This is a genomic window from Streptomyces niveiscabiei (genome assembly GCF_033794345.1).
GTDB classification, from domain to species: domain Bacteria; phylum Actinomycetota; class Actinomycetes; order Streptomycetales; family Streptomycetaceae; genus Streptomyces; species Streptomyces niveiscabiei.
Genome location: NZ_JARAYJ010000008.1, coordinates 136,553 through 160,393, shown reverse-complemented (window position 1 = coordinate 160,393; position 23,841 = coordinate 136,553). Strand labels below are relative to the sequence as shown.

21 protein-coding genes are annotated in these 23,841 nt (G+C 71.4%); 12 read left to right on the top strand and 9 right to left on the bottom strand.

From position 1 onward, the window contains the following. Positions 1-10: 10 nt before the first annotated feature. From PV682_RS13905 to PV682_RS13895, 3 genes are read right to left on the bottom strand one after another with little or no spacing between them, the layout of a single operon-like run. Positions 11-1,000, bottom strand: a complete 990-nt coding sequence (locus tag PV682_RS13905; RefSeq protein WP_319729263.1) for an ABC transporter permease — start codon at positions 998-1,000, stop codon at positions 11-13. Then, a complete protein-coding gene (locus tag PV682_RS13900; RefSeq protein WP_319729262.1) occupies positions 993-2,078 on the bottom strand; it encodes an ABC transporter permease in 1,086 nt (361 codons plus the stop codon). The genes PV682_RS13905 and PV682_RS13900 overlap by 8 nt, the downstream gene beginning before the upstream one ends. Next, the gene (locus PV682_RS13895) at positions 2,075-3,589 is read right to left on the bottom strand and encodes a sugar ABC transporter ATP-binding protein (protein ID WP_319729261.1); all 1,515 of its coding nucleotides are present in this window, start codon (positions 3,587-3,589) and stop codon (positions 2,075-2,077) included. Before PV682_RS13895 ends, PV682_RS13900 begins: the two co-directional genes overlap by 4 nt. A 249-nt stretch (positions 3,590-3,838) precedes the next feature. Between PV682_RS13895 and rhaI the strand changes: the two genes are divergently transcribed. The 9 genes from rhaI (at position 3,839) to PV682_RS13850 (ending at position 14,843) form a co-directional block, all read left to right on the top strand. Then, positions 3,839-4,999 (top strand): L-rhamnose isomerase, encoded by a 1,161-nt coding sequence (rhaI, locus tag PV682_RS13890; RefSeq protein ID WP_319729260.1) that lies wholly within the window; start codon positions 3,839-3,841, stop codon positions 4,997-4,999. Positions 5,000-5,058: 59 nt separating this feature from the next. Further along, on the top strand, positions 5,059-7,098 hold the full coding sequence (locus PV682_RS13885; RefSeq protein ID WP_319729259.1) for a bifunctional aldolase/short-chain dehydrogenase: 2,040 nt from the start codon (positions 5,059-5,061) through the stop codon (positions 7,096-7,098). Positions 7,099-7,154: 56 nt separating this feature from the next. Next, entirely contained in the window at positions 7,155-8,543 is a 1,389-nt protein-coding gene (locus tag PV682_RS13880) for a rhamnulokinase (protein WP_407705667.1), read from the top strand. A 143-nt stretch (positions 8,544-8,686) separates the two neighbouring features. Next, positions 8,687-9,442 carry a (Fe-S)-binding protein gene (locus tag PV682_RS13875; protein ID WP_319729257.1) on the top strand — a complete coding sequence of 252 codons (756 nt, stop codon included), beginning with the start codon at positions 8,687-8,689 and terminating at the stop codon, positions 9,440-9,442. Then, on the top strand, positions 9,439-10,908 hold the full coding sequence (locus PV682_RS13870; protein WP_319729256.1) for a LutB/LldF family L-lactate oxidation iron-sulfur protein: 1,470 nt from the start codon (positions 9,439-9,441) through the stop codon (positions 10,906-10,908). Before PV682_RS13875 ends, PV682_RS13870 begins: the two co-directional genes overlap by 4 nt. Further along, positions 10,905-11,564 (top strand): LutC/YkgG family protein, encoded by a 660-nt coding sequence (locus tag PV682_RS13865; RefSeq protein ID WP_319729255.1) that lies wholly within the window; start codon positions 10,905-10,907, stop codon positions 11,562-11,564. The genes PV682_RS13870 and PV682_RS13865 overlap by 4 nt, the downstream gene beginning before the upstream one ends. Before the next feature lie 35 nt (positions 11,565-11,599). Further along, the gene (locus PV682_RS13860; RefSeq protein WP_319729583.1) at positions 11,600-12,457 is read left to right on the top strand and encodes an AAA family ATPase; all 858 of its coding nucleotides are present in this window, start codon (positions 11,600-11,602) and stop codon (positions 12,455-12,457) included. Beyond that, entirely contained in the window at positions 12,454-13,803 is a 1,350-nt protein-coding gene (locus PV682_RS13855; RefSeq protein ID WP_319729253.1) for a VWA domain-containing protein, read from the top strand. Before PV682_RS13860 ends, PV682_RS13855 begins: the two co-directional genes overlap by 4 nt. 143 nt (positions 13,804-13,946) lie before the next feature. Further along, positions 13,947-14,843: a DUF4436 family protein gene (locus PV682_RS13850; protein WP_319729250.1), complete on the top strand. Its 897-nt coding sequence runs from the start codon at positions 13,947-13,949 to the stop codon at positions 14,841-14,843. Positions 14,844-14,848: 5 nt separating this feature from the next. Here the strand turns inward: PV682_RS13850 and PV682_RS13845 are convergent, their stop codons facing one another. From PV682_RS13845 to PV682_RS13830, 4 genes are all read right to left on the bottom strand, one after another. Further along, positions 14,849-16,429 (bottom strand): multicopper oxidase family protein, encoded by a 1,581-nt coding sequence (locus tag PV682_RS13845; protein ID WP_319729247.1) that lies wholly within the window; start codon positions 16,427-16,429, stop codon positions 14,849-14,851. Positions 16,430-16,744: 315 nt separating this feature from the next. After that, on the bottom strand, positions 16,745-17,104 hold the full coding sequence (locus PV682_RS13840) for a cupin domain-containing protein (protein ID WP_055722359.1): 360 nt from the start codon (positions 17,102-17,104) through the stop codon (positions 16,745-16,747). A gap of 163 nt (positions 17,105-17,267) precedes the next feature. After that, a complete protein-coding gene (locus PV682_RS13835; protein WP_319729244.1) occupies positions 17,268-18,245 on the bottom strand; it encodes a threo-3-hydroxy-L-aspartate ammonia-lyase in 978 nt (325 codons plus the stop codon). Between the two features lie 34 nt (positions 18,246-18,279). Beyond that, positions 18,280-18,942, bottom strand: coding sequence for a helix-turn-helix transcriptional regulator (locus PV682_RS13830; protein WP_319729243.1), 663 nt, complete (start codon positions 18,940-18,942; stop codon positions 18,280-18,282). A gap of 196 nt (positions 18,943-19,138) precedes the next feature. Here PV682_RS13830 and PV682_RS13825 point away from each other — a divergent pair, with 196 nt between their 5' ends. Further along, a complete protein-coding gene (locus PV682_RS13825; RefSeq protein ID WP_319729241.1) occupies positions 19,139-19,960 on the top strand; it encodes an SAM-dependent methyltransferase in 822 nt (273 codons plus the stop codon). A 13-nt stretch (positions 19,961-19,973) separates the two neighbouring features. Here the strand turns inward: PV682_RS13825 and PV682_RS13820 are convergent, their stop codons facing one another. Then, complete coding sequence (locus PV682_RS13820; protein WP_319729239.1) at positions 19,974-20,891, bottom strand: helix-turn-helix domain-containing protein; 918 nt, start codon at positions 20,889-20,891, stop codon at positions 19,974-19,976. A gap of 95 nt (positions 20,892-20,986) precedes the next feature. Further along, entirely contained in the window at positions 20,987-21,208 is a 222-nt protein-coding gene (locus PV682_RS13815; RefSeq protein ID WP_407705666.1) for a DUF397 domain-containing protein, read from the bottom strand. A gap of 133 nt (positions 21,209-21,341) precedes the next feature. Between PV682_RS13815 and PV682_RS13810 the strand changes: the two genes are divergently transcribed. After that, positions 21,342-21,776 (top strand): ATP-binding protein, encoded by a 435-nt coding sequence (locus tag PV682_RS13810; protein WP_319729234.1) that lies wholly within the window; start codon positions 21,342-21,344, stop codon positions 21,774-21,776. 138 nt (positions 21,777-21,914) lie between these two features. Further along, complete coding sequence (locus tag PV682_RS13805) at positions 21,915-23,765, top strand: protein kinase domain-containing protein (RefSeq protein WP_319729232.1); 1,851 nt, start codon at positions 21,915-21,917, stop codon at positions 23,763-23,765. Positions 23,766-23,841 lie beyond the last annotated feature (76 nt).

Genomic DNA, 23,841 nt, shown 5'->3' with positions numbered 1-23,841 from the left:
GAGAGCGGAGTTACGACGTCGGTGTCGAGGCGGCTTGTCTGCCCGCCCTCGCGACGGAGATCTGGCGGGCGACCCTCGGGCCGAGCACCGAGATGACCAGCAGGACGCCGGTGACGACGATCTGCGACTGTGCGGAGACGTCCTGGAGGCTCATGACGTTCTGCGCGGTGCCGAGCAGGAACACCCCGGCGATGGCGCCCCCCAGGGTCCCCTTGCCCCCGTCGAAGTCGATGCCGCCGAGCAGCACGGCGGCGATGACGGAGAGTTCGAGGCCGGTGGCGTTGTCGTAGCGGGCGCTGGCGTAGTGCAGCGCCCAGAAGATCCCGGTCAGCGAGGCCATGAGCCCGGTGACGACGAACAGGATCAGCTTGCCCCGCTTGACGCGGATGCCCGCGAACCGCGCGGCCTCCTCGCTGGCGCCGATCGCGAACACGGACCGCCCGAACGGGGTGGCGTGCAGGACGACGACGGCGATGGCCAGCAGCACGACGAACGGCAGGAACGCCTGCGGCAGGAAGCTGTCGCCGACCCGCCCGGCCGCGAAGTCGAGGTACTGGGACGGGAAGTCGGTGACCGCGTCGGACCCGAGGACGATCTGCGCGATACCGCGATACGCGGCGAGCGTCCCGATGGTGACGGCGAGGGAGGGCAGGCCGAGCCGGGTGACGAGCAGCCCGTTGATCAGCCCGCACACCACACCGAGGACGAGGCAGATGGGAATGATCGTCTCGATCGTCATGCCCTCGTTCCACAGCCGCCCCATGACGGCCCCGGAGAGCCCGGCGGTCGAGGCGACGGACAGGTCGATCTCGCCGGAGACGACGAGCATCGTCATCGGCAGCGCGATGAGCGCGATCGGCAGCGTGTTCCCCAGCAGGAACGACAGGTTGAGCGCGTTGCCGAACCCGTCCACGGTGGTGAAGGAGAGCAGCAGCAGGACGACCAGCAGGCCACCGACGACGGTGTCCCAACGGACGGCCCTGGTCAGGGACTCAGGCACGGGGATCACCCTTCTTCTCTACGACGGTCTTCTGTACGCCGTTGCCGTTCGCGGCGATCCGCGCGGCCCCCGCCTTCTTCTTCAGCGAGGCGGCGACCCGCACCGCGACGACCCGGTCCACGGCGATGGCGAGCAGCAGCAGGACCCCGTTGATGGCGAGGACCCACACGGAGCTGACGCCGAGCGCGGGCAGCACGCTGTTGACGGACGTCAGCAGCAGCGCGCCGAGGGCCGCGCCGTACACGCTCCCGGAGCCGCCGGTGAAGACGACCCCGCCGACGACGACGGCGCTGACGACGGTGAGTTCGTAGCCGTTGCCGGTCCCGGAGTCGACGTTCCCGAACCGGGCCAGGTACAGCGCGCCGGCGAGCCCGGCGAGGGCCCCGCAGAACGTGTACGCGGCGAGGATCCGCTTGCGGACCGGGATCCCGGCGAGCCGCGCGGCCTCGGGGTTGGAGCCGAGCGCGTACAGTTCGCGTCCGCTGCCGAAGTGCTTGAGGTAGTAGGCGGTCGCGACGAGCACGGCCAGCGCGATGAGCGCGAGGTAGGGGACGGCGGAGATGCCGCCGGAGCCGAAGTCGACGAAGGAGCCGGGCAGGTCGGCGGCGGTGATCTGGCGGGAGCCGACCCAGATCGAGTCGATGCCCCGGATGATGTAGAGGGTGCCGAGGGTGACGACGAGCGCGGGGACCTGGCCGAGGCTGACGAGCAGCCCGTTGAGGAGCCCGAACCCGATGCCGAGCAGGACGGCGAGGACGACCGCGATCACCGGGTTGCCGCCGCCGTGCAGGTAGGTGCCGGCGGCGAAGGCGCTGATGCCGAGGGTGGAGCCGACGGACAGGTCGACGTTCCTCGTGATGACGACCAGCGACTGGCCGGTGGCGACCAGGACCAGGATCGTCGCGTTCAGCAGCAGGTCCTTGATGCCCTGCTCGGAGAGGAACTCGCTGTTGCCTGCCTGGGTGATGGCGATCATCGCCAGGAAGACGACCAGGATGGCGAGTTCGCGCATCTTGAAGACACGGTCGACGAGCCGGGTCCCGGAGGACTTCGGCACCTCGACGGGCAGGGCGCTCATGCGGCCCTCCCGGTGGCTGCGGCCATCACGGTTTCCTCGGTGGCGTCGGAACGGGAGATCTCGGCGGTGATCCGGCCCTCGTGCATGACGAGGACGCGGTCGGCCATACCGAGGATCTCGGGCAGGTCGGAGGAGATCATCAGGACGGCGACGCCGTCGGCCGCGAGTTCACTCAGCAGGCGGTGCACCTCGGCCTTCGTACCGACGTCGATGCCCCGGGTGGGTTCGTCGACGATCAGCACCTGCGGGCCGGTGGCCAGCCATTTCGCGAGGACGACCTTCTGCTGGTTTCCACCCGAAAGAGTGTTGACGGTGTCGGCCAGGCGGGCGTACTTGACCTGGAGCTTGACGGCCCAGTCGAGGGAGCGGCTGCGCTCGGCGCCCCGGTCCATGAGGCCGGCCTTCACGGTCGTCCGCAGTCCGGTGAGGCCGATGTTGCGCTCGATGGACATGTCCATCACGAGGCCCTGGGCGCGGCGGTCCTCGGGGACCAGGGCGAGACCTGCGGCCATCGCGACGGAGGGGGCGCCGTTGGTGAGGGGGCGGCCGTCGACGACGACCTCGCCGCCGTCCCAGCGGTCGATGCCGAACACGGCCCGCGCGACCTCGGTGCGGCCGGCGCCGACGAGCCCGGCGAGGCCGACGATCTCGCCGCGCCGTACGTCGAAGGAGACGTCGGTGAAGACGCCCTCGCGGGTCAGGCGGCGCACGCTCAGGGCGACGGCGCCGGGGGTGACGTCCTGCTTCGGGTACAGCTCGTCCAGGTCGCGGCCGACCATGCGGCGCACCAGGTCGTCCTCGGTCATGCCGTCGATGGGCTCGCTGGCGATCCAGGCGCCGTCGCGCAGCGTCGTCACCCGCTGGCAGATCTCGAAGATCTCCTCCAGCCGGTGCGAGATGAACAGGACCGCCGCGCCCTGTTCGCGCAGGGTGCGGACGACGCCGAAGAGGCGGGCGACCTCGCTGCCGGTGAGGGCGGCGGTCGGCTCGTCCATGATCAGGACCCGGGCGTCGAAGGAGAGCGCCTTGGCGATCTCGACGATCTGCTGGTCGGCGATGGACAGGCCGCGCGCCGGGCGGTCGGGGTCCAGGGCGACGCCCAGGCGGGTCATCAGGGCGGCGGTGGCCTCGTGGGTGGCCTTGTGGTCGATGCGGCCGAGGGCGCGGCGCGGCTGGCGGCCCATGAAGATGTTCTCGGCGATCGACAGGTCGGGGAAGAGCGTGGGCTCCTGGTAGATCACGGCGATACCGGCGTCGCGGGCGTCACCGGGGCCGTGGAAGGCGACCGGTGCGCCGTCCAGCAGCACCTGGCCGGTATCCGGCCTGTGCACCCCGGCGAGCGTCTTGATCAGCGTCGACTTGCCCGCGCCGTTCTCCCCGGCGAGCGCGTGCACCTCGCCGGGGAACAGCTCCAGGGAGACGCCGCGCAGGGCGCGGACGGCGCCGAAGGACTTGGCGACGTCCTTGAGCGCCAGCACCGGGGCGGGTCCCGGGTCGGACGGGTGGGTCATGGGGACTCCTCGACGACGACGCCGGCGGTGAGGCCCCACGACGTCGTGAAAGGTTTCAACTGGATTGCCGGGACCGTAGGCACCACGGGCATGTCACGTCAATGGGTCCGCCTCGAAAAAATTTCGATAGCCGAAGGTCACGCGACGGTCACGGAGAACCCGCCCGGCCGGAGGGGTTGACACTCCCCCGGCGTGCTCATAGCTTCCCCTTCTGAATCGTTTCATCCGCGCCTGCCTCTGGAGCCCGAAGTGACCGATCTCGCCGCGGTGAAGGCCGCACTGAAGAACCAGGCCGTCGAGACGCCGTCGTGGGCGTACGGGAACTCGGGCACCCGCTTCAAGGTGTTCGCCCAGCAGGGGGTCCCGCGCACGCCCTGGGAGAAGCTGGACGACGCCGCGCAGGTCCACGCGTTCACCGGCGTGGCCCCCACCGTCGCCCTGCACATTCCGTGGGACAAGGTCGAGGACTACTCGGCACTTGCGAAACATGCCGAGGAGCGGGGCCTGAAGCTGGGCGCCATCAACTCCAACACGTTTCAGGACGACGACTTCAAGCTCGGCAGCGTCTGCCACGCGGACGCCGCTGTGCGCCGCAAGGCCGTGGCCCATCTCGTCGAGTGCGTCGACATCATGGACGCGACCGGGTCGCGGGACCTGAAGCTGTGGTTCGCCGACGGGACGAACTATCCGGGGCAGGACGACATCGTTGCCCGGCAGGAGCGGCTGGGCGAGGCGCTGGCGGAGGTGTACGCGCGGCTCGGTGACGATCAGCGGATGCTGCTGGAGTACAAGTTCTTCGAGCCGGCGTTCTACACGACCGACGTACCGGACTGGGGAACCGCCTACGCCCACTGCCTCAAGCTCGGGCCGAAGGCTCAGGTCGTCGTCGACACGGGGCATCACGCGCCGGGGACCAACATCGAGTTCATCGTCGCGCTGCTGCTGCGGGAGGGGAAGCTCGGGGGGTTCGACTTCAACTCGCGGTTCTACGCGGACGACGACCTGATGGTGGGGGCCGCCGACCCGTTCCAGCTGTTCCGGATCATGTACGAGGTCTCGCGGGGTGGGGGGTTCACCTCGGACGTCGCGTTCATGCTCGACCAGTGCCACAACCTCGAAGCGAAGATTCCGGCGATCATCCGGTCGGTGATGAACGTGCAGGAGGCGACGGCCAAGGCGCTGCTGGTCGACCGGGAGGCGCTGGGCGCGGCGCAGGTCGCCGGGGACGTCCTGGCGGCGAACGCGGTGCTGATGGACGCGTTCAACACGGATGTGCGTCCGTTGCTGCGGGAGGTGCGTGAGGAGATGGGGCTGGACGGCGACCCCATCGCCGCGTACGGCCGGTCCGGTTGGGCCGAGAAGATCGTGGCGGAGCGTGTGGGTGGGCAGCAGGCCGGGTGGGGAGCCTGAGCCTCCGGCACCAGCAGAAGAAACAGTCCCCTTCTCCCCAGAAAGCTAAGGAAAGATCCGTGAGCGTTCATCCCGAGGCCGCTGCCCTCATCGCTCGGTCGCGTCGGCTCGGTGCCGATCCTCGTAACACCAACTACGCCGGCGGGAATGCGTCCGCGAAGGGCGACGCCGTCGATCCTGTGACCGGGACCGATGTGCCGCTGATGTGGGTCAAGGGGTCCGGGGGCGACCTCGGGACGCTGACCGAGGCCGGGCTCGCCGTGCTGCGGCTCGACCGGCTGCGCTCGCTCGTCGACGTGTACCCCGGCGTCGAGCGCGAGGACGAGATGGTCGCCGCGTTCGACTACTGCCTGCACGGCAAGGGCGGCGCCGCTCCTTCCATCGACACCGCCATGCACGGGCTCGTCGACGCCGCGCACGTCGACCACCTCCACCCCGACTCCGGGATCGCGCTCGCCTGCGCGGCCGACGGGGAGAAGCTGACCGCCGAGTGTTTCGGGGACACGGTCGCGTGGGTGCCCTGGCGGCGGCCCGGGTTCCAGCTCGGCCTGGACATCGCGGCCATCAAGGAGGCCAACCCGCAGGCCATCGGCGTGATCCTGGGCGGGCACGGGATCACCGCGTGGGGCGACACCGCCGAGGAGTGCGAGCGCAACTCGCTGCACATCATCCGGACCGCCGAGAAGTTCCTCGCGGAAAAGGGCAAGGCCGAGCCGTTCGGTGCGGTGATCGACGGGTACGAGGCGCTGCCGGACGCCGAGCGCCGGGAGCGGGCCGCCGCGCTCGCGCCGTACGTCCGTGCGCTCGCGTCGCGGGACAAGCCGCAGGTCGGACACTTCACCGACGCGGCGCCGGTGCTGGAGTTCCTCGCGCGCGCCGAGCACCCCCGGCTGGCCGCGCTGGGCACCTCCTGCCCGGACCACTTCCTGCGCACGAAGGTCCGCCCGCTCGTCCTCGACCTGCCGCCGGCCGCCCCGCTGGAGGACGCGGTGGCGCGGCTGACGGAGTTGCACGCCGAGTACCGCGAGGAGTACGCCGCCTACTACGCGCGGCACGCCGACGCGGACTCGCCCGCCCTGCGCGGCGCCGACCCGGCGATCGTGCTGGTCCCGGGCGTCGGGATGTTCTCCTTCGGGAAGGACAAGCAGACGGCGCGGGTCGCCGGGGAGTTCTACGTCAACGCGATCAACGTGATGCGCGGGGCCGAGGCGGTCTCGTCGTACGCGCCGATCGAGGAGTCGGAGAAGTTCCGCATCGAGTACTGGGCGCTGGAGGAGGCCAAGCTCCAGCGGATGCCGAAGCCCAAGGCGCTGGCGACGCGCGTGGCGCTCGTGACGGGTGCCGGGAGCGGAATCGGGAAGGCGATCGCGCAGCGGCTGGTGGCCGAGGGGGCGTGTGTCGTCGTCGCGGACCTCAACGCCGGGAACGCGGCTGCTGTGGCCGAGGAGTTGGGCGGCTCGGACAAGGCCGTCGCGGTCACGGTCGACGTGACGTCCGAGGAGCAGATCGCCGAGGCGTTCAAGGCGGCCGTGCTCGCGTTCGGCGGTGTGGACCTGGTCGTGAACAACGCCGGCATCTCCATCTCCAAGCCGCTGCTGGAGACGTCGGCGAAGGACTGGGACCTCCAGCACGACATCATGGCGCGCGGGTCGTTCCTGGTGTCGCGGGAGGCGGCGCGGGTGATGACCGCGCAGGGCATCGGCGGGGACATCGTCTACATCGCCTCGAAGAACTCCGTCTTCGCCGGTCCGAACAACATCGCGTACTCCGCGACCAAGGCCGACCAGGCCCACCAAGTACGGCTGCTGGCAGCCGAGTTGGGCGAGCACGGGATCCGGGTCAACGGGGTCAACCCGGACGGGGTCGTGCGCGGGTCCGGGATCTTCGCCGGGGGCTGGGGTGCCCAGCGGGCGGCGACCTACGGGATCGAGGAGGAGAAACTCGGCGAGTTCTACGCGCAGCGCACCATCCTCAAGCGCGAGGTGCTGCCCGAGCACGTCGCCAACGCCGTGTTCGCGCTGACGGGCGGGGAGTTGACGCACACCACGGGGCTGCATGTGCCGGTCGACGCGGGTGTGGCCGCCGCGTTCCTGCGGTGAGCGGGCGTCAGAAGGCTTACGCGGCCGTCGACCTGGGCGCGTCCAGTGGACGCGTGATGGCCGGCCGCGTGAGCCCCGACTCGCTGGAGCTGACGGAGGTGCACCGGTTCACCAACCGGCCGGTGCGGCTTCCGGAGGGGCTGCGGTGGGACGTACTCGCCCTGTACGGCGGCGTGTTGGACGGGCTGAAGGCGGCCGGTCAGGTCGACTCCGTCGGCATCGACAGCTGGGCCGTGGACTACGGGCTGCTGGACGCCGACGGGGTGCTCCTCGGCAACCCCGTGCACTACCGGGACTCCCGCACGGAGGGGGTCGCGGAGAAGGTGTGGGCGTCGGTCCCGGCGGCCGAGCTGTACGCGGCGACCGGGTTGCAGTACGCGCCCTTCAACACGCTGTACCAGCTCGCGGCATCACAGGGGTCCGCTCAACTCGCCCAAGCTGAACGCCTGTTGCTGATCCCGGATCTGCTGACGTACTGGCTGACCGGCGAGCAGGGCACCGAGCTCACCAACGCCTCGACGACCCAGCTGATCGATCCCCGGACGCGCGACTGGTCGGCCGAGGTCGCCGAACGCGTCGGGATCGACCTGGGGTTGTTCGCGCCGCTGCGGCAACCCGGCGACCGTGCCGGGGAGTTGCTGCCCGCCGTCCTGGAGGAGACCGGGCTCGCCGGCCCCGTCCCGGTGACGGCCGTCGCCTCGCACGACACCGCCTCAGCGGTGGCCGCCGTACCCGCGGGGAGCGAGCGGTTCGCGTACATCAGCACGGGGACCTGGTCGCTGGCCGGTCTCGAACTGGACGCGCCGGTCCTCACGGAGGAGAGCCGGGCCGCGAACTTCACCAACGAGCTGGGGATCGACGGCACGGTCCGCTACCTGCGCAACATCATGGGGCTCTGGCTGCTCCAGGAGTGCGTACGGGCGTGGGGCGAGCCGGACCTGGGGCTCCTCCTGCGGGAGGCCGCCGCAGCGCCGGCGCTGCGGTCGGTGGTGGACGCGGGGGACGCGGCGTTCCTCGCGCCGGGGCGGATGCCGGAGCGGATCGCCGAGGCGTGCCGGGCGTCGGGCCAGCCGGTCCCGGAGTCACGGGGTGGGATCACCCGGTGCATCCTCGACTCCCTCGCCCTCGCTCATCGCCGGGCGGTCGAGGACGCCCAGCGGCTCGCCGATCACCCCGTCGACGTCGTCCACATCGTCGGGGGCGGGACGCGCAACGCGCTGCTGTGCCAACTCACCGCCGACGCCTGCGGGTTGCCGGTCGTCGCGGGGCCGACCGAGGCCGCCGCGCTCGGGAACGTGCTGGTGCAGGCGCGGGCGCACGGGCTGGTCGGCGACCGGACCGACATGCGGCGCCTGCTGGTCCAGAGCCTGCCGCTGACCCGGTACGAGCCCCAGGGGGGCACGGACCGGTGGCGGGAGGCACAGGAGCGGCTCGGGGGGCGGTGAGGGGCCGCTCCCGCAGACCGGGTGGGGTGCGCATCCCCGGGACCGCACCCCACCCCTCCGCCCCCTTTCTCCCCGCCTTCTCCCTTCTCGCCCCGTCTCCGACTACCCTGCACTCATCCGATGACTGACCCCGAGGAGCCGCGATGCGTGTCGCTCTGTTCCTGACCTGTGTCAACGACACGCTGTATCCGGACACCGGCCGGGCCGTGGTGAAGCTCCTGACCAGGCTGGGCGTCGACGTGGACTTCCCGATGGCGCAGACGTGCTGCGGGCAGGCCCACTACAACACCGGGTACCGGCACCAGGCGGAACCGCTGGCCCGGAAGTTCTCCGATGTCTTCGGGGGGTACGACGCGATCGTCACGCCGTCCGGATCATGCGGCGCGATGGTGCGGGAGCTGTATCCCCGAATGGGCGAGCGGGCGCGGGCGGAGGGCCGGGGGGACTCGCTGGCCACGGTGCTCGCGCCGGTCGTGCCGAAGACGTACGAGCTGACGGAGTTCCTGGTGGACGTGCTGGGAGTGACGGATGTGGGGGCGTACTACCCGCACACGGTGACCTACCACCCGACCTGTCACGGGCTGCGCAGCCTCGGGCTCGGCGGGCGGCCGTACCAACTCCTCAAGGCCGTCAAGGGACTTGAGCTGGTGGAGCTGCCGGGCGCGGAGGAGTGCTGCGGGTTCGGAGGGACCTTCGCCGTGAAGAACTCCGACGTCTCGGCGGCGATGGGCGCGGACAAGGTCCGCAACGCCGCGTCGACCGGCGCGGAGGTGCTGTGCGCCGCCGACAACTCGTGTCTGATGCACATCGGGGGGACGATGGCCCGGCTCAGGACCGGCATGCGGCCGGTGCACATCGCGGAGATCCTGGCGAGCACGGAGGAGGAACCCGCCGTATGAGTGGAACGTTCGTAGGGATGCCGGCGTTCCCGGTGGCCGCGAAGGAGGCCGTCGGCAACGCGACCCTGCGCGGGAACCTGCGCCACGCCACGCACACGATCCGCGCCAAGCGCGCCAAGGCCGTCGCCGAGGTGTCGGACTGGGCGGAGCTGCGCGAGGCGGGCAAGCGGATCAAGGACCACACGCTGCGCCAACTCGACCGGTATCTCGTCCAGTTGGAGGAGTCGGTCACGGCTGCGGGGGGTGTCGTGCACTGGGCAGCCGACGCCGACGAGGCGAACGCGATCGTCACCCGACTCGTGAAGGAGACCGGCGAGACTGAGGTCGTCAAGGTCAAGTCGATGGCCACGCAGGAGATCGGCCTCAACGAGGCACTCGAAGCGGCGGGCATCCACGCGTACGAGACCGATCTCGCCGAGCTGATCGTCCAGTTGGGCAAGGACCGGCCCTCGCACATCCTCGTCCCGGCGATCCACCGCAACCGGGGTGAGATCCGGGACATCTTCCGCACCGAGATGAGCGAGTGGGGCCGCCCCGCCCCCGAGGGCCTCACCGACACGCCCGCCGAACTCGCCGAGGCTGCCCGGCTGCACCTGCGGGAGAAGTTCCTGCGCGCCAAGGTCGGCGTCTCCGGCGCGAACTTCATGGTCGCCGACACCGGCACCCTCGTCGTCGTCGAGTCCGAGGGCAACGGGCGGATGTGCCTGACCCTCCCCGAGACGCTGATCTCGGTCGTCGGCATCGAGAAGATCGTGCCGACCTGGCAGGACCTGGAGGTCTTCCTCCAGACCCTGCCGCGCTCCTCGACGGCCGAGCGGATGAACCCGTACACCTCGATGTGGACCGGTACGACGGACGGCGACGGGCCGCGCGTCTTCCACCTGGTCCTGCTGGACAACGGGCGCAGCGACACCCTCGCCGACGAGGTCGGGCGGCAGGCGCTGCGGTGCATTCGCTGCTCGGCGTGCCTGAACGTGTGCCCGGTGTACGAGCGGGCCGGTGGGCACGCGTACGGGTCGGTGTACCCGGGGCCGATCGGGGCGATCCTCAGCCCTCAACTCCGGGGCACGGGAAGCGAGATCGACGCCTCGCTGCCGTACGCGTCGTCGCTGTGCGGGGCGTGTTACGAGGTGTGCCCGGTCGCGATCGACATTCCCGAGGTGCTGGTGCATCTGCGGGAGCGGGTCGTGCAGGGCGGGCCCGTCGTGCGGGAGGGGAACCGGGTCGTGCTGAAGCCCGCGAAGGGTCATGCCGCCGAGCGGGCCGCGATGCGGGCGGCGGGGTGGGCGTTCGGGCGGGCGGGCGCGCTGCGGGCGGGGCAGCGGGCCGCCTCGCGGAGCCGGCGGTTCCATCCGCGGACGCTGCCCGGGCCCGGTAAGGCGTGGAGCGGGACGCGGGATCTGCCGACGGTGCCCGTCGAGCCGTTCCGTGACTGGTGGCAGCGGACCCGAGGGGGCGCGAAGTGAGCAGCAGGGAACGGGTGTTGGGGCGGGTGCGGCGCGCTCTCGCCGATGTGCCGCGTGACGATGCGCCGGTGGAGCGGGGGTATCTGCGGGAGCACGGGGGGCTGAGTCCGGCGGAGTGTGTCGAGTTGCTGGCGGAGAATCTGGCGGATTATCGGGCGATCGTGCACCGGACGGAGGAGCAGGAACTCGACGATCTGATCATGCGACTGCTCGCCGCGCGGGGTTCCGAACATGTCCTGGTGCCTCCCGGCCTGCCTGCGCACTGGCTGGCCTCCGCCGACCCGGTACGCATCCACGATCGCGCCGCCAACACGCCTGCCTACCTCGACAAGATCGAGAGCGTGATCACCGGCTGCGCTCTCGCCATCGCCGAGACCGGCACGATCGTCCTGGACGGCAGTCCTGGCCAGGGACGACGCCGGATCACCCTCATCCCCGACCACCACATCTGCGTCGTCCGCGTGCCGGATCAGGTCGTGTCGTCCGTACCGCAGGCGCTCGAACGGCTGGACCCCTTGCGGCCGTTGACCTGGATCTCGGGTCCGTCGGCGACGAGTGACATTGAGCTGGACCGGGTCGAGGGTGTGCACGGGCCCCGGACGCTGGAAGTGATCCTGGTAAGCAGTGACAACGTTGGTGAACAAGCGCTTAGATAGGAGCGTCCGTGCCGCCTCTCCTGCCGGAGGCCCCCTTGTTCACGTCCGTCGACGACGTCTCCGCCCGCCTCGCCGGGGCCGGGTACCTCGCCTCCCCGGCGATCGCCACGACCGTCTTCCTCGCCGACCGCCTCGGCAAGCCGCTGCTCGTCGAGGGCCCGGCCGGGGTCGGGAAGACGGAGCTGGCGAAGGCGGTCGCGGCGGTGGGCGGCGCCGAACTGGTCCGGCTCCAGTGCTACGAGGGCATCGACGAGTCCCGCGCGCTGTACGAGTGGAACCACGCCAAGCAGTTGCTGCGGATCAGCGCGGGGCGTGACGAGACGTGGGACGAGGCGTGTACCGACATCTTCAGCGAGGAGTTCCTCCTCCCCCGGCCCCTGCTGACGGCGATCCGCGGGGACGCGCGCAAGGTGCTGCTGATCGACGAGACCGACAAGGCGGACGTCGAGGTGGAGGGGCTGCTCCTGGAGGTGCTCAGCGACTTCCAGGTCACCGTCCCGGAGTTGGGCACGGTCACCGCGACGCACCGGCCGTTCGTCGTCCTCACCTCCAACGCCAGCCGTGAGCTGTCCGAGGCGCTGCGGCGGCGCTGCCTGTTCCTGCACATCGGGTTCCCGGAGGAGGAGCTGGAGCGGCGGATCGTCCGGCTGAAGGTGCCCGGCGTGGAGGAGGCGCTGGCCGCGTCCGTGGTGCGGGTCGTGGGGGCGCTGCGGGCGATGGACCTGCGCAAGGCGCCCTCGGTCGCGGAGACCGTCGACTGGGCGCGCACCCTGCTCGCGCTCGGCGCGGACACGCTGGACGAGACCGTCGTGCGCGAGACCCTCGGGGTCGTCCTCAAGCACCAGGACGACATCCTGAAGGCCGCCGCCAAGCTCGACCTGGACGCGGTGTGAACGACGTCGCGGCCCGCCTCGCCGGGTTCGTCGGCGTGCTGCGCGAGCACGGGGTGTCGGTGGGGACCGGCGAGACCGTCGACGCGGCCGAGGCACTCGCCGTGCTCGGGTTCGACGACCGCGAGGTGCTGCGCGAAGGGCTCGCGGCGACCCTGCTGCACACGGCGGGGCAACGCGCGGTGTTCGACTCCGTCTTCGACCTGTACTTCCCGCGCTCCGTGGGGGCGCCGGGGCAGGCGCCGGGCGACCGGGAGTCGCTGCGGGAGCGGCTCGCGGAGGCTCTCGCGGACAACGACGGCGCGGCGCTGGGGCAGTTGGCCGTCGAGGCGGTCGACGCCCTGGGCGGGTACGGGAGTTCGCCGGGGTCGGACGGGTGGTCGGCGCACCAGACCCTCGAACGGCTGCGTCCCCAGACCCTGTTGGCGCGGGTCCGCGACGACGTGCGCTCGCGGGGTGCCGGTACGGGGTTCGCGGACCGGCTCCTCGAAGACGAACTCCGGGCGCGCATCGAGGAGTTCCGGGCACTGGTGGCCGCCGAGGCGCGGCGCCGGGTGGCCGAGCGGCGCGGCCGGGAGATGATCGCGCGGCGCGCGGTGGCGCCGACCGCCGACCGGGTGGACTTCCTGTACGCCGGGCGCGACCGGCTTGCCGAACTGCGGCGTACGGTGCAGCCGTTGGCGCGCAAGCTCGCGACGCGGCTGGCGGCGCGGCGGCGGCGTGCCGCGCGGGGGACGATCGATCTGCGGCGCACGCTGCGGGCCTCCCTGTCGACGGGCGGGGTGCCCGTCCGTCCGGTGCTGCGCCGGCGGCGGCCCGTGCGGCCCGAACTGGTCCTGCTCTGCGACGTGTCGGGGTCCGTGTCCGGGTTCTCCGACTTCACGATGCTGCTCGTGCAGGCCCTCCACGACCAGTTCTCGAAGGTCCGCGTCTTCGCGTTCGTCAACCGGATCGACGAGGTGACCGGCCTCCTGCGGCACGGCGCCGCCGACCCGGCGGGGCTCGGTGCGGTGATCCGCGCGGAGGCCGACCTCACGCGCTGGCACGGCAGCAGCGACTACGGCACCGCGCTGGGCGAGTTCGCCGAGCGGTACGGCCTCACGCTGACCCCGCGCGCCACCGTCTTCGTCCTCGGCGACGCCCGCACCAACATGAGCGACCCGAACCTCGCGGCGGTCCGCGAGATCACCGGCCGCGCGCGGCGCGTGCACTGGCTGAACCCCGAGCCCCGGTCGCTGTGGGGCACCGGGGACTCGGCGGCCCTCGAGTACGCCGGGCTGGTCGCGATGCACGAGTGCCGCACCGCCCGCCAGCTCGGCGATCTCGTAAGCCGGCTGCTCCCGGTCTGACCTCGTGCTGTTCCCCGTCCGGGCGGGGGGATTGGGCCGATCCGCTGGCGTCCGGCCCTGTCGAGGCCGCCGGTACGGGGTGCGCCGGTGCGCGGGCGCTGTGATGGAAGCCGTCACGCCCCTTCTGCCTGTGAGTCCGTCCCATGCGCCTTGTCCCCACCGACCCCCACCTGCGCCGCAGCGGTCTGCTCGCGGTGTTCGCCTTCGTCCTCGTGCTGGCGGTCTGCGCGAGCGGCTTCCTGCTCTATCTCAACGAACGCCACGCCCGGAGCCGGGACCTGCTGGTCGGTGAGGCCGGGTCCGTCGACCGCGTCGACATTCAGGTCACCGTCCAGAAGGTGGACGCCGCCGACCAGCGCGCCACCCTGAGAGTGGCCGTCGCCCCTTCCGGTATCTACGGCGACCCCACGACCGGTGTGCCCGCCCGTGACCTTGAGCTGACGACGTCGGGGCTGGCCCGTGACCGGCTGGCCTTCCCCGCCGGGCGGCCCACCTCGGCACAGGAGGTGTCCGTCGTCCTCTCCGGCGGGACGATCTCCGACTACCCCTTCGACCGCTACTCCGCCGAGGTCTTCTTCAGCGCCGCCGTGGGCGGGCGCGAGGTGCCCGTGACGCTGTCGGTGGAGGAGGCCGATCCCTTCTTCCTGCTCCGTCCGGCCGAGGCCGAGCAGTTCGGCGGCGTGGTGCAGGCAGAGGTCCGGTTCGTGCGCTCGCGCGGGTCGTTCATCCTGGCGTGGTTCATGATGGTCGCGATGTGGCTGCTCGGGCTCGCGGTGGCCTCGGCGGCCTGGATCATCGTGAGCCGGCGGCGTGGCCTGGTGTGGCCCGCCCTGAGCTGGATGGCCGCCACCCTGTTCGCCCTGGTGGGTATGCGCAACGCCGCGCCCGGCAGCCCGCCCGCGGGTTCGCTGCTCGACTACGCGTCCTTCTTCTGGGTCGAGCTGCTGATCGCGGGCGGCCTGTGCGCCGTTGTCGTGCAGGGCCTGGTCCTGGAGATGCGCGAACGCCGGGCCGAAGAAACGCCTCCGGCCGGCGCCTGAGCCGCTTATCCCTGGCCGTCGGCGGCGACGACGGTCAGGGAGCCCATCATTCCGTTGTCCTCGTGTCCGGTGACGTGGCAGTGGAACATCCATTGCCCGGTGAAGTCCGTGAAGCGCATCCGGATCACCACTTTTCCGGCTTTCCCGTTGACCGAGTGGGGGACGATCACCTCGTCCCTGAAGTCGGCGGGAGGCTGGGCGACGCCGTTCACGCTGAGGACTTGAAACGGGACGGTGTGGAGATGGAACGGGTGATTCTGGTTGGCCGTGTTGGTGAGCGTCCATTCCTCGACCGTGCCGAGCGTGGCCGGTTGCGTGAACGTCGGCTTCATGTCGTACAGCTTGCCGTTGATGTAGAAGTTGTTGCCGCCGTCGTCGCTCAGGACCAGGCTGCGGGACCGGGCGACGGACTCTCCGGACAGGTCGGGAAGGGCTCCGGTGAGCGGCCCGGTGAGCTGCGGCGAGGTGGCCGCGCCCGGCGGTGCCCCGGCGGCAGCCGGCTCCGCGTCCGCGTCTCCTGGCCGGACGTCGACCTTCATGAGGGTGGTGTCGGGGTAGTCGTCGCCGTCCGACCCGGTCGAATAGGCGAGAGTCCTGAGCCAGGTCGATCCGGGGGCTCCCGCGGTCACCAGGACGTCGAAGCGTCCGCCGGGCGGGATCAGGAGGTGTTTCACCCGAGCCGGTGTCGCGGAAGGATTCCCGTCCTGGTTGACGACGGTGAAGGTACCGCCGTCGAGTTGGAGGTCGTAGTCGATGGCGTACCCCACATTGGCGAGGCGCCACAACTGGGTCTCACCGGCTCGCATGGTCAGCGTCGGCCGGTACTGGCCGTTGACCAGGCGAGTCGTCGGTGACGCGGGTTCGAGGACCCCGTCCGGGTAGACGATCGAGCCGGTCGAGCTGATCTGTGCGTCCTTGAGGGCCAGAGTGTGAGCGGTGACCCGGCGGTAGTCCGACGGCAACGACTCGCGGCTGTCCCCGACGATGATGGTTCCCGACAGACCTGCCCCGACCTGGCTCTCGGTTCCGTCGCAGCGAGAGTTCTTCGGGGCGTCGGGCATCGTCATCCCCGGCATCGAGTGGCCGTCCTTGGGGCACATGTCGTGGTCGTGGTACCAGTACGTCCCGAGCGGCTGGTCCTTGGGGATGTCGAGATCGTAGGTGAGCGTCCGACCGGGCTCGACGGACAGCGTGATGTTGTCCGCGTGCCCTCCCGGAGACAGGTGCAGCCCGTGGAAGTGCAGGTTGGTCGACGTGCCGAGTCTGTTGGTCAGTTTCAGGGTGAGGCGCTGACCGGGAACCACGTGAAGGGTCGGCCCGACGAGACTCCCGTTGTAGGTCTCCGCGAGCACCTTCTTGCCCGAGATCGTCACCTCTTTCTCCACCGTGGTCAGCTCGACCGTCTGGTCCTCGGGGGTTGCCTCGTTGAGGTCGGGCGGTTCCACCAGTGCGGCACCGGGCACCATGCCGGCCGTCTGCTTCTCGGTGGTCGGCAGTGGCTTTCCGGCGGCTGCCGGGGCCGGCTTCCTCTCGCCGGCTGCCGGGGTCGACTTCGCACTCTCGCAGCCCGCGAGAGAGGAGAACACGACAGTGGCTCCGACAGCGAGGACTCCGAGGCGGATGGCGGGCGACCGCCTCGCGATCGAGCGTGCAGACAACAAATCTCTCTCCGGCGCACAACGACTCATAACGGCTGGAAAAGGAATATAAGCCCCGAAACGCAATGGAGCCCGTCGCCGCGGGTGCGGTGACCGGCTCCACTGCCAGGTACAGCCTCCATGGGACAGGCGGCTGCGGCCCGGGGAACGCCCCGGCCACCACCAGTCTCGCCGCCCACGGCCGCCCGGCCCTACCCCCTGACCGGCGGAACCATCCCCGCCAGGTGGCGGGGCGTGAGCCCGCTAGTCCGCCTTCGCGTACTCCTTCGCCATCGACCCGGCGAAGTCGTACACGATGACCTGTTCGTCGCCCACCACCCACGCGTCGTGCCCGGGCGAGCAGACGAACACGTCACCGGGGCCGACCTCGCCCTCGCCGCCGTCGTCCATCCGGATGCGCATGCGTCCCTGGACGACGTAACCGTTGTGGTGGATCTCGCAGCTGTCCGTGCCCGCGAGGGGTGCCACCGACTCGGACCAGCGCCAGCCCGGCTCGAACGTCGCCACGGCGAAGTCGAGCCCCGTGAGGTGGACGGCTTCGAGGTGACCGCGCGGGAAATCGCGCCGTTCGTCGGGCTTGTCGAGCGTCTTCGTCTCCAGCATGACGCTCCTCCCTTCCGGCCACACCAACATCACGACCGGGCCCGGCCCCCGACACCGCTTCCGGCCTTACGTCTTCATGGTCCGCCTGTCCAGTGGGGGCCGCCATTCGGGGGAACGGGGCTGCCGATGCCCATCCCCGCTCACCTCCCCCGCCTCCCCCGCCTCACGCCCCTCCCCCGCACAGCCCCGCGAACCTCTCCGCGTCCACGTTCCCGCCCGACACGATCAGCCCGACCTTCCCGGACACCCCCTCGGCCTTCCCCGCGAGGAGCGCTGCCAGCGGCGTCGCCCCGCTCGGCTCGACCACGATCTTCAGGCGTTCGAACGCGAACCGCATCGCCGTCCTGATCTCGTCGTCCGAGACGAGTTCCACGGCGTCCACCAGCCGCTGGATCACCGCGAACGTCAGCTCCCCCGGCGTGTCCAGGGCCTGTCCGTCGGCGATCGTGCGGGGGATCGGGACGCTGACGCGGTGACCGGCGTCGAGGGAGCGCTTCGTGTCGTCCCCGGCCTCGGGTTCCACGCCGATCACGCGGATGTCCGGCGCGAGCGCCTTCGCCGCCGTCGCGCACCCGGCGATCAGTCCGCCACCGCCGACCGGCACGAGCAGGGCGTCCAGTTCGCCGACCTCTTCGAGAAGTTCGAGCGCGGCCGTGCCCTGTCCCGCCATCACGTGGGGGTGGTTGTAGGGCGGGATCAGGGTCAGGCCACGCTCGGCGGCGAGGGCCTCGCTGATGGCCTCGCGGTCGCCCGTGTACCGGTCGTACGTGACGATCTCGGCGCCGTACCCGGCCGTCGCCTCGACCTTGGAGCGCGGCGCGTCCTGCGGCATGAGGATCACGGCTGTCGTACCGAGTTCACGCGCGGCGAGGGCGACCGCCTGGGCGTGGTTGCCGGAGGAGTACGCGGCGAGCCCCCGCTCCAACTGCTCCGGCGTCAGCCGGGACGCCGCGTTGTAGGCGCCGCGGAACTTGAACGCGCCGATCCGCTGGAAGTTCTCGCACTTCAGGTACACCTCGGCGCCGACCAGTTCGTCCAGCGTCCGCGAACGCAGGACCGGGGTGCGGTGCGCGACCCCTTCGAGGCGGACGGCCGCCTCACGGACGTCGTCGAAGTCGATCGGCAGGTCTGTGGTCGTCATGGGTGGTCCACCTCTCCAGTCGTTCACCCGCATGTCAGTGCCGCTCTTGCGCTCTCGCCTGCGACAGATAGCTGTACGCCGAGGCCCTGGAGATCCCGAGCCGGGCCGCGACCTGCTCCACGGAGTGCCGGACGGCGAACACCCCCCGCGCGTCGAGGCTGCGGAACAGCTCAAGGCGGCGCGGGCGGTCGAGGTCGGACCAGGTGCCCTCGCGGGCGGGAAGGTGGGTGTCGACCAGGACGTCGACCACCGCGTCGATGTCGTGCTCGAACGTCGTCACCGGCGTCTGGGCCACCGGCACGGCCGGTCCGGCGAGCGCGCCGAGCAGGTTCTGCACCTTGGCGACCTCGGTGATGTCCACGTTCACGCACAGCGCGCCGAAGACCGTGCCCCCCGAGTCCCGCAGCACCATCGTGGACGACTTCACCAGCTTCCCCCCGACCGTGCGCGTCACGTAGTTCAGGTCGTCCGGCGCCTCGTCCCCCCCGGCGAGCACCCGCAGCCCGATCTCGCTCATCGCGGCCCCCACCACGCGCCCGGTCACCGAACCGGCGACGGCCACGACCGAGTGCTCGGGCCGCCGGTAGTCGTGCAGCACCACCTCGCACACCGGCCCGAACGTCGCCACCAGCCCGTCCACGACCGGCCGCAGCGCCGCGAGGATCGCGTCCCGCTCGGCGTCCCTGCCGCTTCCCATCGTCCGCCTCCCTCACCTCTGCCGCTTAGACTACACATCCAGAGCCTGGACGAACAGTCCACTTTCGGGTGACGTCCCAGGCCACCCCCACCACCCCGGGCGAACCCCGCCCGGACCCCTGGCGCCCCCGATTCCCGCTTCCCTACGATGAGTTCGCCTCCGCGCCCCGGCGGAGCAGGACTGGGGGGGGACCCGCATGCGGCCCGGTGAACGACTGTCCACGGAGATCGACGCGGCGGTGCCCACCGCGGCCCGGATGTACGACCACTACCTGGGCGGCAAGGACAACTACGCGGCGGACCGGGCGGCCTGCGAACAGCTCGACCAGGTCGTCCCGAGCACCCGCGCGCTCGCGCTGAACAACCGCCGCTTCCTCCAGCGGGTCGTCCGCACGCTCGCGCGGGAGTACGGCGTCCGCCAGTTCCTGGACCACGGCTCGGGCCTGCCGACGCAGGACAACGTCCACCAGGTCGCCCAGCGCGTCGACCCGCAGGCGCACGTCGTGTACGTCGACAACGACCCGATGGTCCTCGTGCACGGCCGCGCGCTGCTGGAGGAGGACGGGCGCACGGCCGTCATCCACGCGGACATGCGGCGCACGGAGGAGATCTTCGCGCACCCCGACACCGAGCGCCTGATCGACTTCTCGCGGCCGGTGGCCGTCCTGTTCAACTCGGTGTTCCACTGCATCCCGGACGACGAGGCGGACGGCCCCGAGGCCGTGGTCCGCAGGGTCGTCGAGCGGCTCGCGCCCGGCAGCTTCCTGGTGATGTGCCAGCTCGTCAGCGAGGACGCAAAGGTGCGGAAGTTCGTCACGGACTTCATGGACCAGGCGACGCAGGGGCACTGGGGCCGGGTGCGGCGGGAGCGGGACGTCGCCGCGTGGTTCGAGGGTCTTGAGATCCTGGAGCCGGGCCTGGTGGAGGTCTCCACCTGGCGCCCGGACACGGAGGTCGCGCCGCGTCAGCAGACCCTGGAGTGGATCGAGTTCGGCGGCCTGGGCCGCATCCCCGGCTGAGCCCGGCCCGGCTCTATCCGGGGTAGCGCTCCGCCATCACCCGCTTCACCAGTTCGAGGGAGTCACGCGGGTTGAGCGCCTGGTCGGCCAGCCGGTCAAGCGACGCCCGGTACTCCTCGGTCTCCTCCTGCGCCTCGACGAACACGGCTCCGGCGAGGTGCTCCAGGTAGACGACGTCGGGCAGGTCGACGCCGCCGAAGCGCAGGTAGGTCACGGGCAGGGGCGGCGCGGAGGCGACCGCGCCGTCCAGCGGGACGACCTGGAGCGTGACGTGGGGCCGCCCGGCCATGTCCAGGAGGTGGGTGAGCTCCTCCCGCATCACGTCCCGCCCGCCGAGCACGCGCAGCAGCACGGACTCGTCGACGATCGCCCACAGCGCGGGGGCGTCGGCGCGGTGCAGGAGCCGGGCGCGCCGCATGCGCAGGTCGACCCGGCGCTCGACCTCGCGCGAGGGGGCGCGGGGCAGCCCGCGTTCGACGACGGCACGGGCGTACGCGGGGGTCTGCAACAGGCCCGGCACGTACTGGATCTCGAAGGTGCGGATCGCGGTGGCGCCCTCCTGGAGGCCGACGAGCCGGTCGAACCACTCGGGCATGAGCCGCTTGTCGTACCGCTGCCACCAGCCGGGTTCGCCCGCTCTGCGCAGGAGTTGGAGCAGGACCGACGCCTCGTACTCGTCGGTGCCGTAGAGCCGCAGCAGGAGCTGTACGTCGGTCTCGGCGGGCGGCTTGCGGCCCTTGCCCGACTCGATGCGGGAGAGCTTCGCGGGGCTGAACCCGGCGGCGCGGGCGGCCTCCTCCTGGGCGAGCCCCAAGTCCTCCCGGATACCGGCGAGTTGCAGCCCGACCAGGGTCTTCAGCAGGGTCGGCGCGGGATCTCGCCGGTTCAGATACGGTTCGAGGCGGGAGACGCGTGGTGACTCCGCGGGCATCCTGAACTCCTCAGGGCCGGGCACATGACGAGACTGCACTTTCCCGACCGGATTATCCCATCTCCGGACCGCGCGGCACATGCCGCCGGAACATGTCACAGCAGATGGTCGAACTCCCCGTCCTTCACGCCCGCGAGGAACGCCGCGATCTCCTCCGGCGTGTAGACGAGCGCCGGCCCGTCCGGGTCGCGGGAGTTGCGCAGGGCGACGGAACCGCCGGGCAGCGCCGCGGCCTCCACACAGTTGCCGGTCGCGTTGCTGTGGCGGCTCTTGGTCCAGCGGGCGTCCAGCGAGCTCGCCCGTACTCCGTTCTCCACCGGCACGGCTGCCTCCTAGGCGGTGAGGGCAATTTCCCGTGAAATTGCACGGGGCCATCGACACCGTGGATAATAGACAGGCCGACAACCGGTGTGCCAGAGCCCTGTTCTGACGTCGTCCCAGGGAGAAGCCGTGCCGCCACGCGCCCCGTTCCCCGCCGCGAAGTCCGCGACCCTGGATCTCACGGGCAGCCGGGAGGGCTTCGCCGAGGCCCGCGACTTCACCCACCGCACGCTGGACGACTGGGAGTTGGAGCACCGCCTCGACGTCGACGACGCGGTCGCGGTCGTCACCGAACTCGCCGCCAACGCCGTGCTGCACGCCCTCCCGCACGCGGACACCTGCGACGTACGGGTCCGGCTCACCCTGCGCCGAACGCACCTGATGTGCGCTGTCACCGACCGCAGCGACGACGTCCCCGTGTACCCGTCGTCCGTCGACCCGTTGCTCGAACACGGCCGAGGGCTCAGGATCGTCGAAGCGCTGTCGGAGCACTGGGGGTGGACGAAACGCACGCCTGTGGGCAAGACCGTCTGGGCCATGCTCCCGACCCGGACCCCGGCCTGATCCGATCGCCGCAATCACCGGCGTCACCTGCCGGTACTGGGCTAGCCTCGTACCTCCCGTCCCAGACGAACTGACGTACGGCGAACATCACTTCGGGGTTGATCTGTGTCAGACCAGCGACCGGTCCCACCTGGCCCGGTGACCAACGAGGCCGGTGCCCTCCGGCTGACCGGCGCGCAGCCGCTGCGGCCCGGCGATCCGGACCGCGTCGGCCCGTACGCGACGCTCGCGCTGCTCGGCAGTGGCGGCATGGGCCGGGTGTACCTCGGGCGTGCGGCGGACGACGGCCCCGGGCTGTTCGCGGTGAAGGTGATCAGGCCCGAGTACGCCGAAGACCCCCGGTTCCGCCGCCGGTTCGAGCGCGAGGCCCTCGTCCACGACCGGATCCGCACCGCCCGCGCGCCGCGCTTACGGGGCACCGGCTTCGAGGCCGAACTGCTGTGGATGGCGACGGAGTACCTGCCGTCGCTGGACCTCGCCGACGCGGTCCGGGAGGACGGCGCGCTGGCGACGTCCGCCGTGTGGCGGCTCGTCGCCGAACTCGGCGAGGCGCTCGGCGTGCTGGCCGAGGCGCATGTCGTGCACCGCGACCTGAAGCCGTCCAACGTGCTGCTCTCCGACCGGGGTACGCACGTCATAGACTTCGGCATCGCCAAGGCGGTCGACGTCAGCGCGATCACCGGCACGGGCAACCGGGTCGGCACGCCCGCGTACATGTCCCCGGAGTATCTGCGCACCGGCCACTGCGACACCGCGTCCGACGTGTTCTCGCTCGCCGGGACGCTCATCTACGCGGCCGTGGGCCGGGCGCCGTTCGGGGACGGCACGGGTGTGGACGTCATGCACCGGGTGGCGTTCGAGGAGCCCGACGCGGAGGTCCTCGCGAAGGTGACGGCCGCCGACCCCGCCCTCGGCGCGCTGCTCGCCTCCTGCCTCGCCAAGGACCCCGCCGAGCGCCCCACCCCGGCCGAGCTCACCGCGTCCGCCGCACCGCACGTCACCTCGCCCGGCTGGCCCGAGCCGCTGGGCTCCCGGGTGCGTGAACTGCGCCAGGCGTACGACGTGTTGCATGACATGCCGGTCGCGCTGGTCCCGCACCTGCGCCCGCGCGGCCACCGCCCGCCCCTCGGCGCGACACCCCCGCCGGGCCCCCTGAGCCGCCCGGCCCCCCACGCCGTCGTGATCCCGCCGGTCGCGGACAGCGGGGTGGCGCAGACGCCGGGGTCGCTGGCGTACGGGGCGGCGGAGCCGGGGGAGCCGGCCGGACCGGCGCCGGCGGCGAACGGCTCGCGGCCAGGCCGCGAGCCCGACTCCCCGGAAAGCAACGGGAGTTCGGGCGGCTCCAAGCCCCTCCTCCCCGGTCCCGGCCGCCGTCGGCGCAAGCGGCTCATCATCGCCACCACCGGGGTCTCCCTGTGCGCGGTCGCGGCCGGTACGTTCGTGCTGACCCGCCCCGGCGCCCCCGCCTCCGCCGCCCCGCCGAAGAACAGCGTCGTGACCAGCGGCGGCACCGCCCCGAGCGCCGGCGTCTCGGGCTCGGGCGAGCCGAGCGGGACGAAGACCATCTCCGGCGACCGCTCGGCCTCGGACCCCGCCGACCCGGGCGGCGGCCCCAGCGTGCCCACACCCGACGGCTCGGCGGACGAGGACACCGTACCGGCGGGTCCGACGCCCTCGGCGGGCCCGAGCGGCGGGGTGGTCGACCCCGGTACCACCCCGGGCGCCGAGTCCCCGTCCACCGACCCCGAGCCGCGGCCCGCGGGCTGCTCGTACTACGCGGGCAACGGCCCCGTCGGCCCCGGCGACAGCGGCAAGAAGGTCCAGCAGGCGCAGTGTCTGCTGGTCGCGCGCGGCTACGACATCGGCGGCGAGAACGGCAGTTACGGGGCGGGCACGGAGGCGGCGGTACGGAGTTTCCAGAACTCGGCGGGGCTCAAGGCGACGGGCTCGGTGGACCGTTCGACGTGGGGAGCGCTGCGTTCCGGTTGACGGGGCGGTGACCTGACACGCGGGTCGTGAAGATCGACCGGGTTGTGTGAAACTTGGACGGCTTGGGCCGAACGAT

What these genes read in the sequence shown, in the direction of transcription:
- PV682_RS13835 (WP_319729244.1), bottom strand. Translation starts at nt 18,245, where the DNA reads ATGACGACCACAGACCTGCCGATCGACTTCGACGACGTCCGTGAGGCG.
- PV682_RS13850 (WP_319729250.1), top strand. Translation starts at nt 13,947, where the DNA reads ATGCGCCTTGTCCCCACCGACCCCCACCTGCGCCGCAGCGGTCTGCTC.
- PV682_RS13840 (WP_055722359.1), bottom strand. Translation starts at nt 17,104, where the DNA reads ATGCTGGAGACGAAGACGCTCGACAAGCCCGACGAACGGCGCGATTTC.
- PV682_RS13825 (WP_319729241.1), top strand. Translation starts at nt 19,139, where the DNA reads ATGCGGCCCGGTGAACGACTGTCCACGGAGATCGACGCGGCGGTGCCC.
- PV682_RS13900 (WP_319729262.1), bottom strand. Translation starts at nt 2,078, where the DNA reads ATGAGCGCCCTGCCCGTCGAGGTGCCGAAGTCCTCCGGGACCCGGCTC.
- PV682_RS13880 (WP_407705667.1), top strand. Translation starts at nt 7,155, where the DNA reads ATGGCCGGCCGCGTGAGCCCCGACTCGCTGGAGCTGACGGAGGTGCAC.
- PV682_RS13895 (WP_319729261.1), bottom strand. Translation starts at nt 3,589, where the DNA reads ATGACCCACCCGTCCGACCCGGGACCCGCCCCGGTGCTGGCGCTCAAG.
- PV682_RS13870 (WP_319729256.1), top strand. Translation starts at nt 9,439, where the DNA reads ATGAGTGGAACGTTCGTAGGGATGCCGGCGTTCCCGGTGGCCGCGAAG.
- PV682_RS13830 (WP_319729243.1), bottom strand. Translation starts at nt 18,942, where the DNA reads ATGGGAAGCGGCAGGGACGCCGAGCGGGACGCGATCCTCGCGGCGCTG.
- PV682_RS13875 (WP_319729257.1), top strand. Translation starts at nt 8,687, where the DNA reads ATGCGTGTCGCTCTGTTCCTGACCTGTGTCAACGACACGCTGTATCCG.
- PV682_RS13820 (WP_319729239.1), bottom strand. Translation starts at nt 20,891, where the DNA reads ATGCCCGCGGAGTCACCACGCGTCTCCCGCCTCGAACCGTATCTGAAC.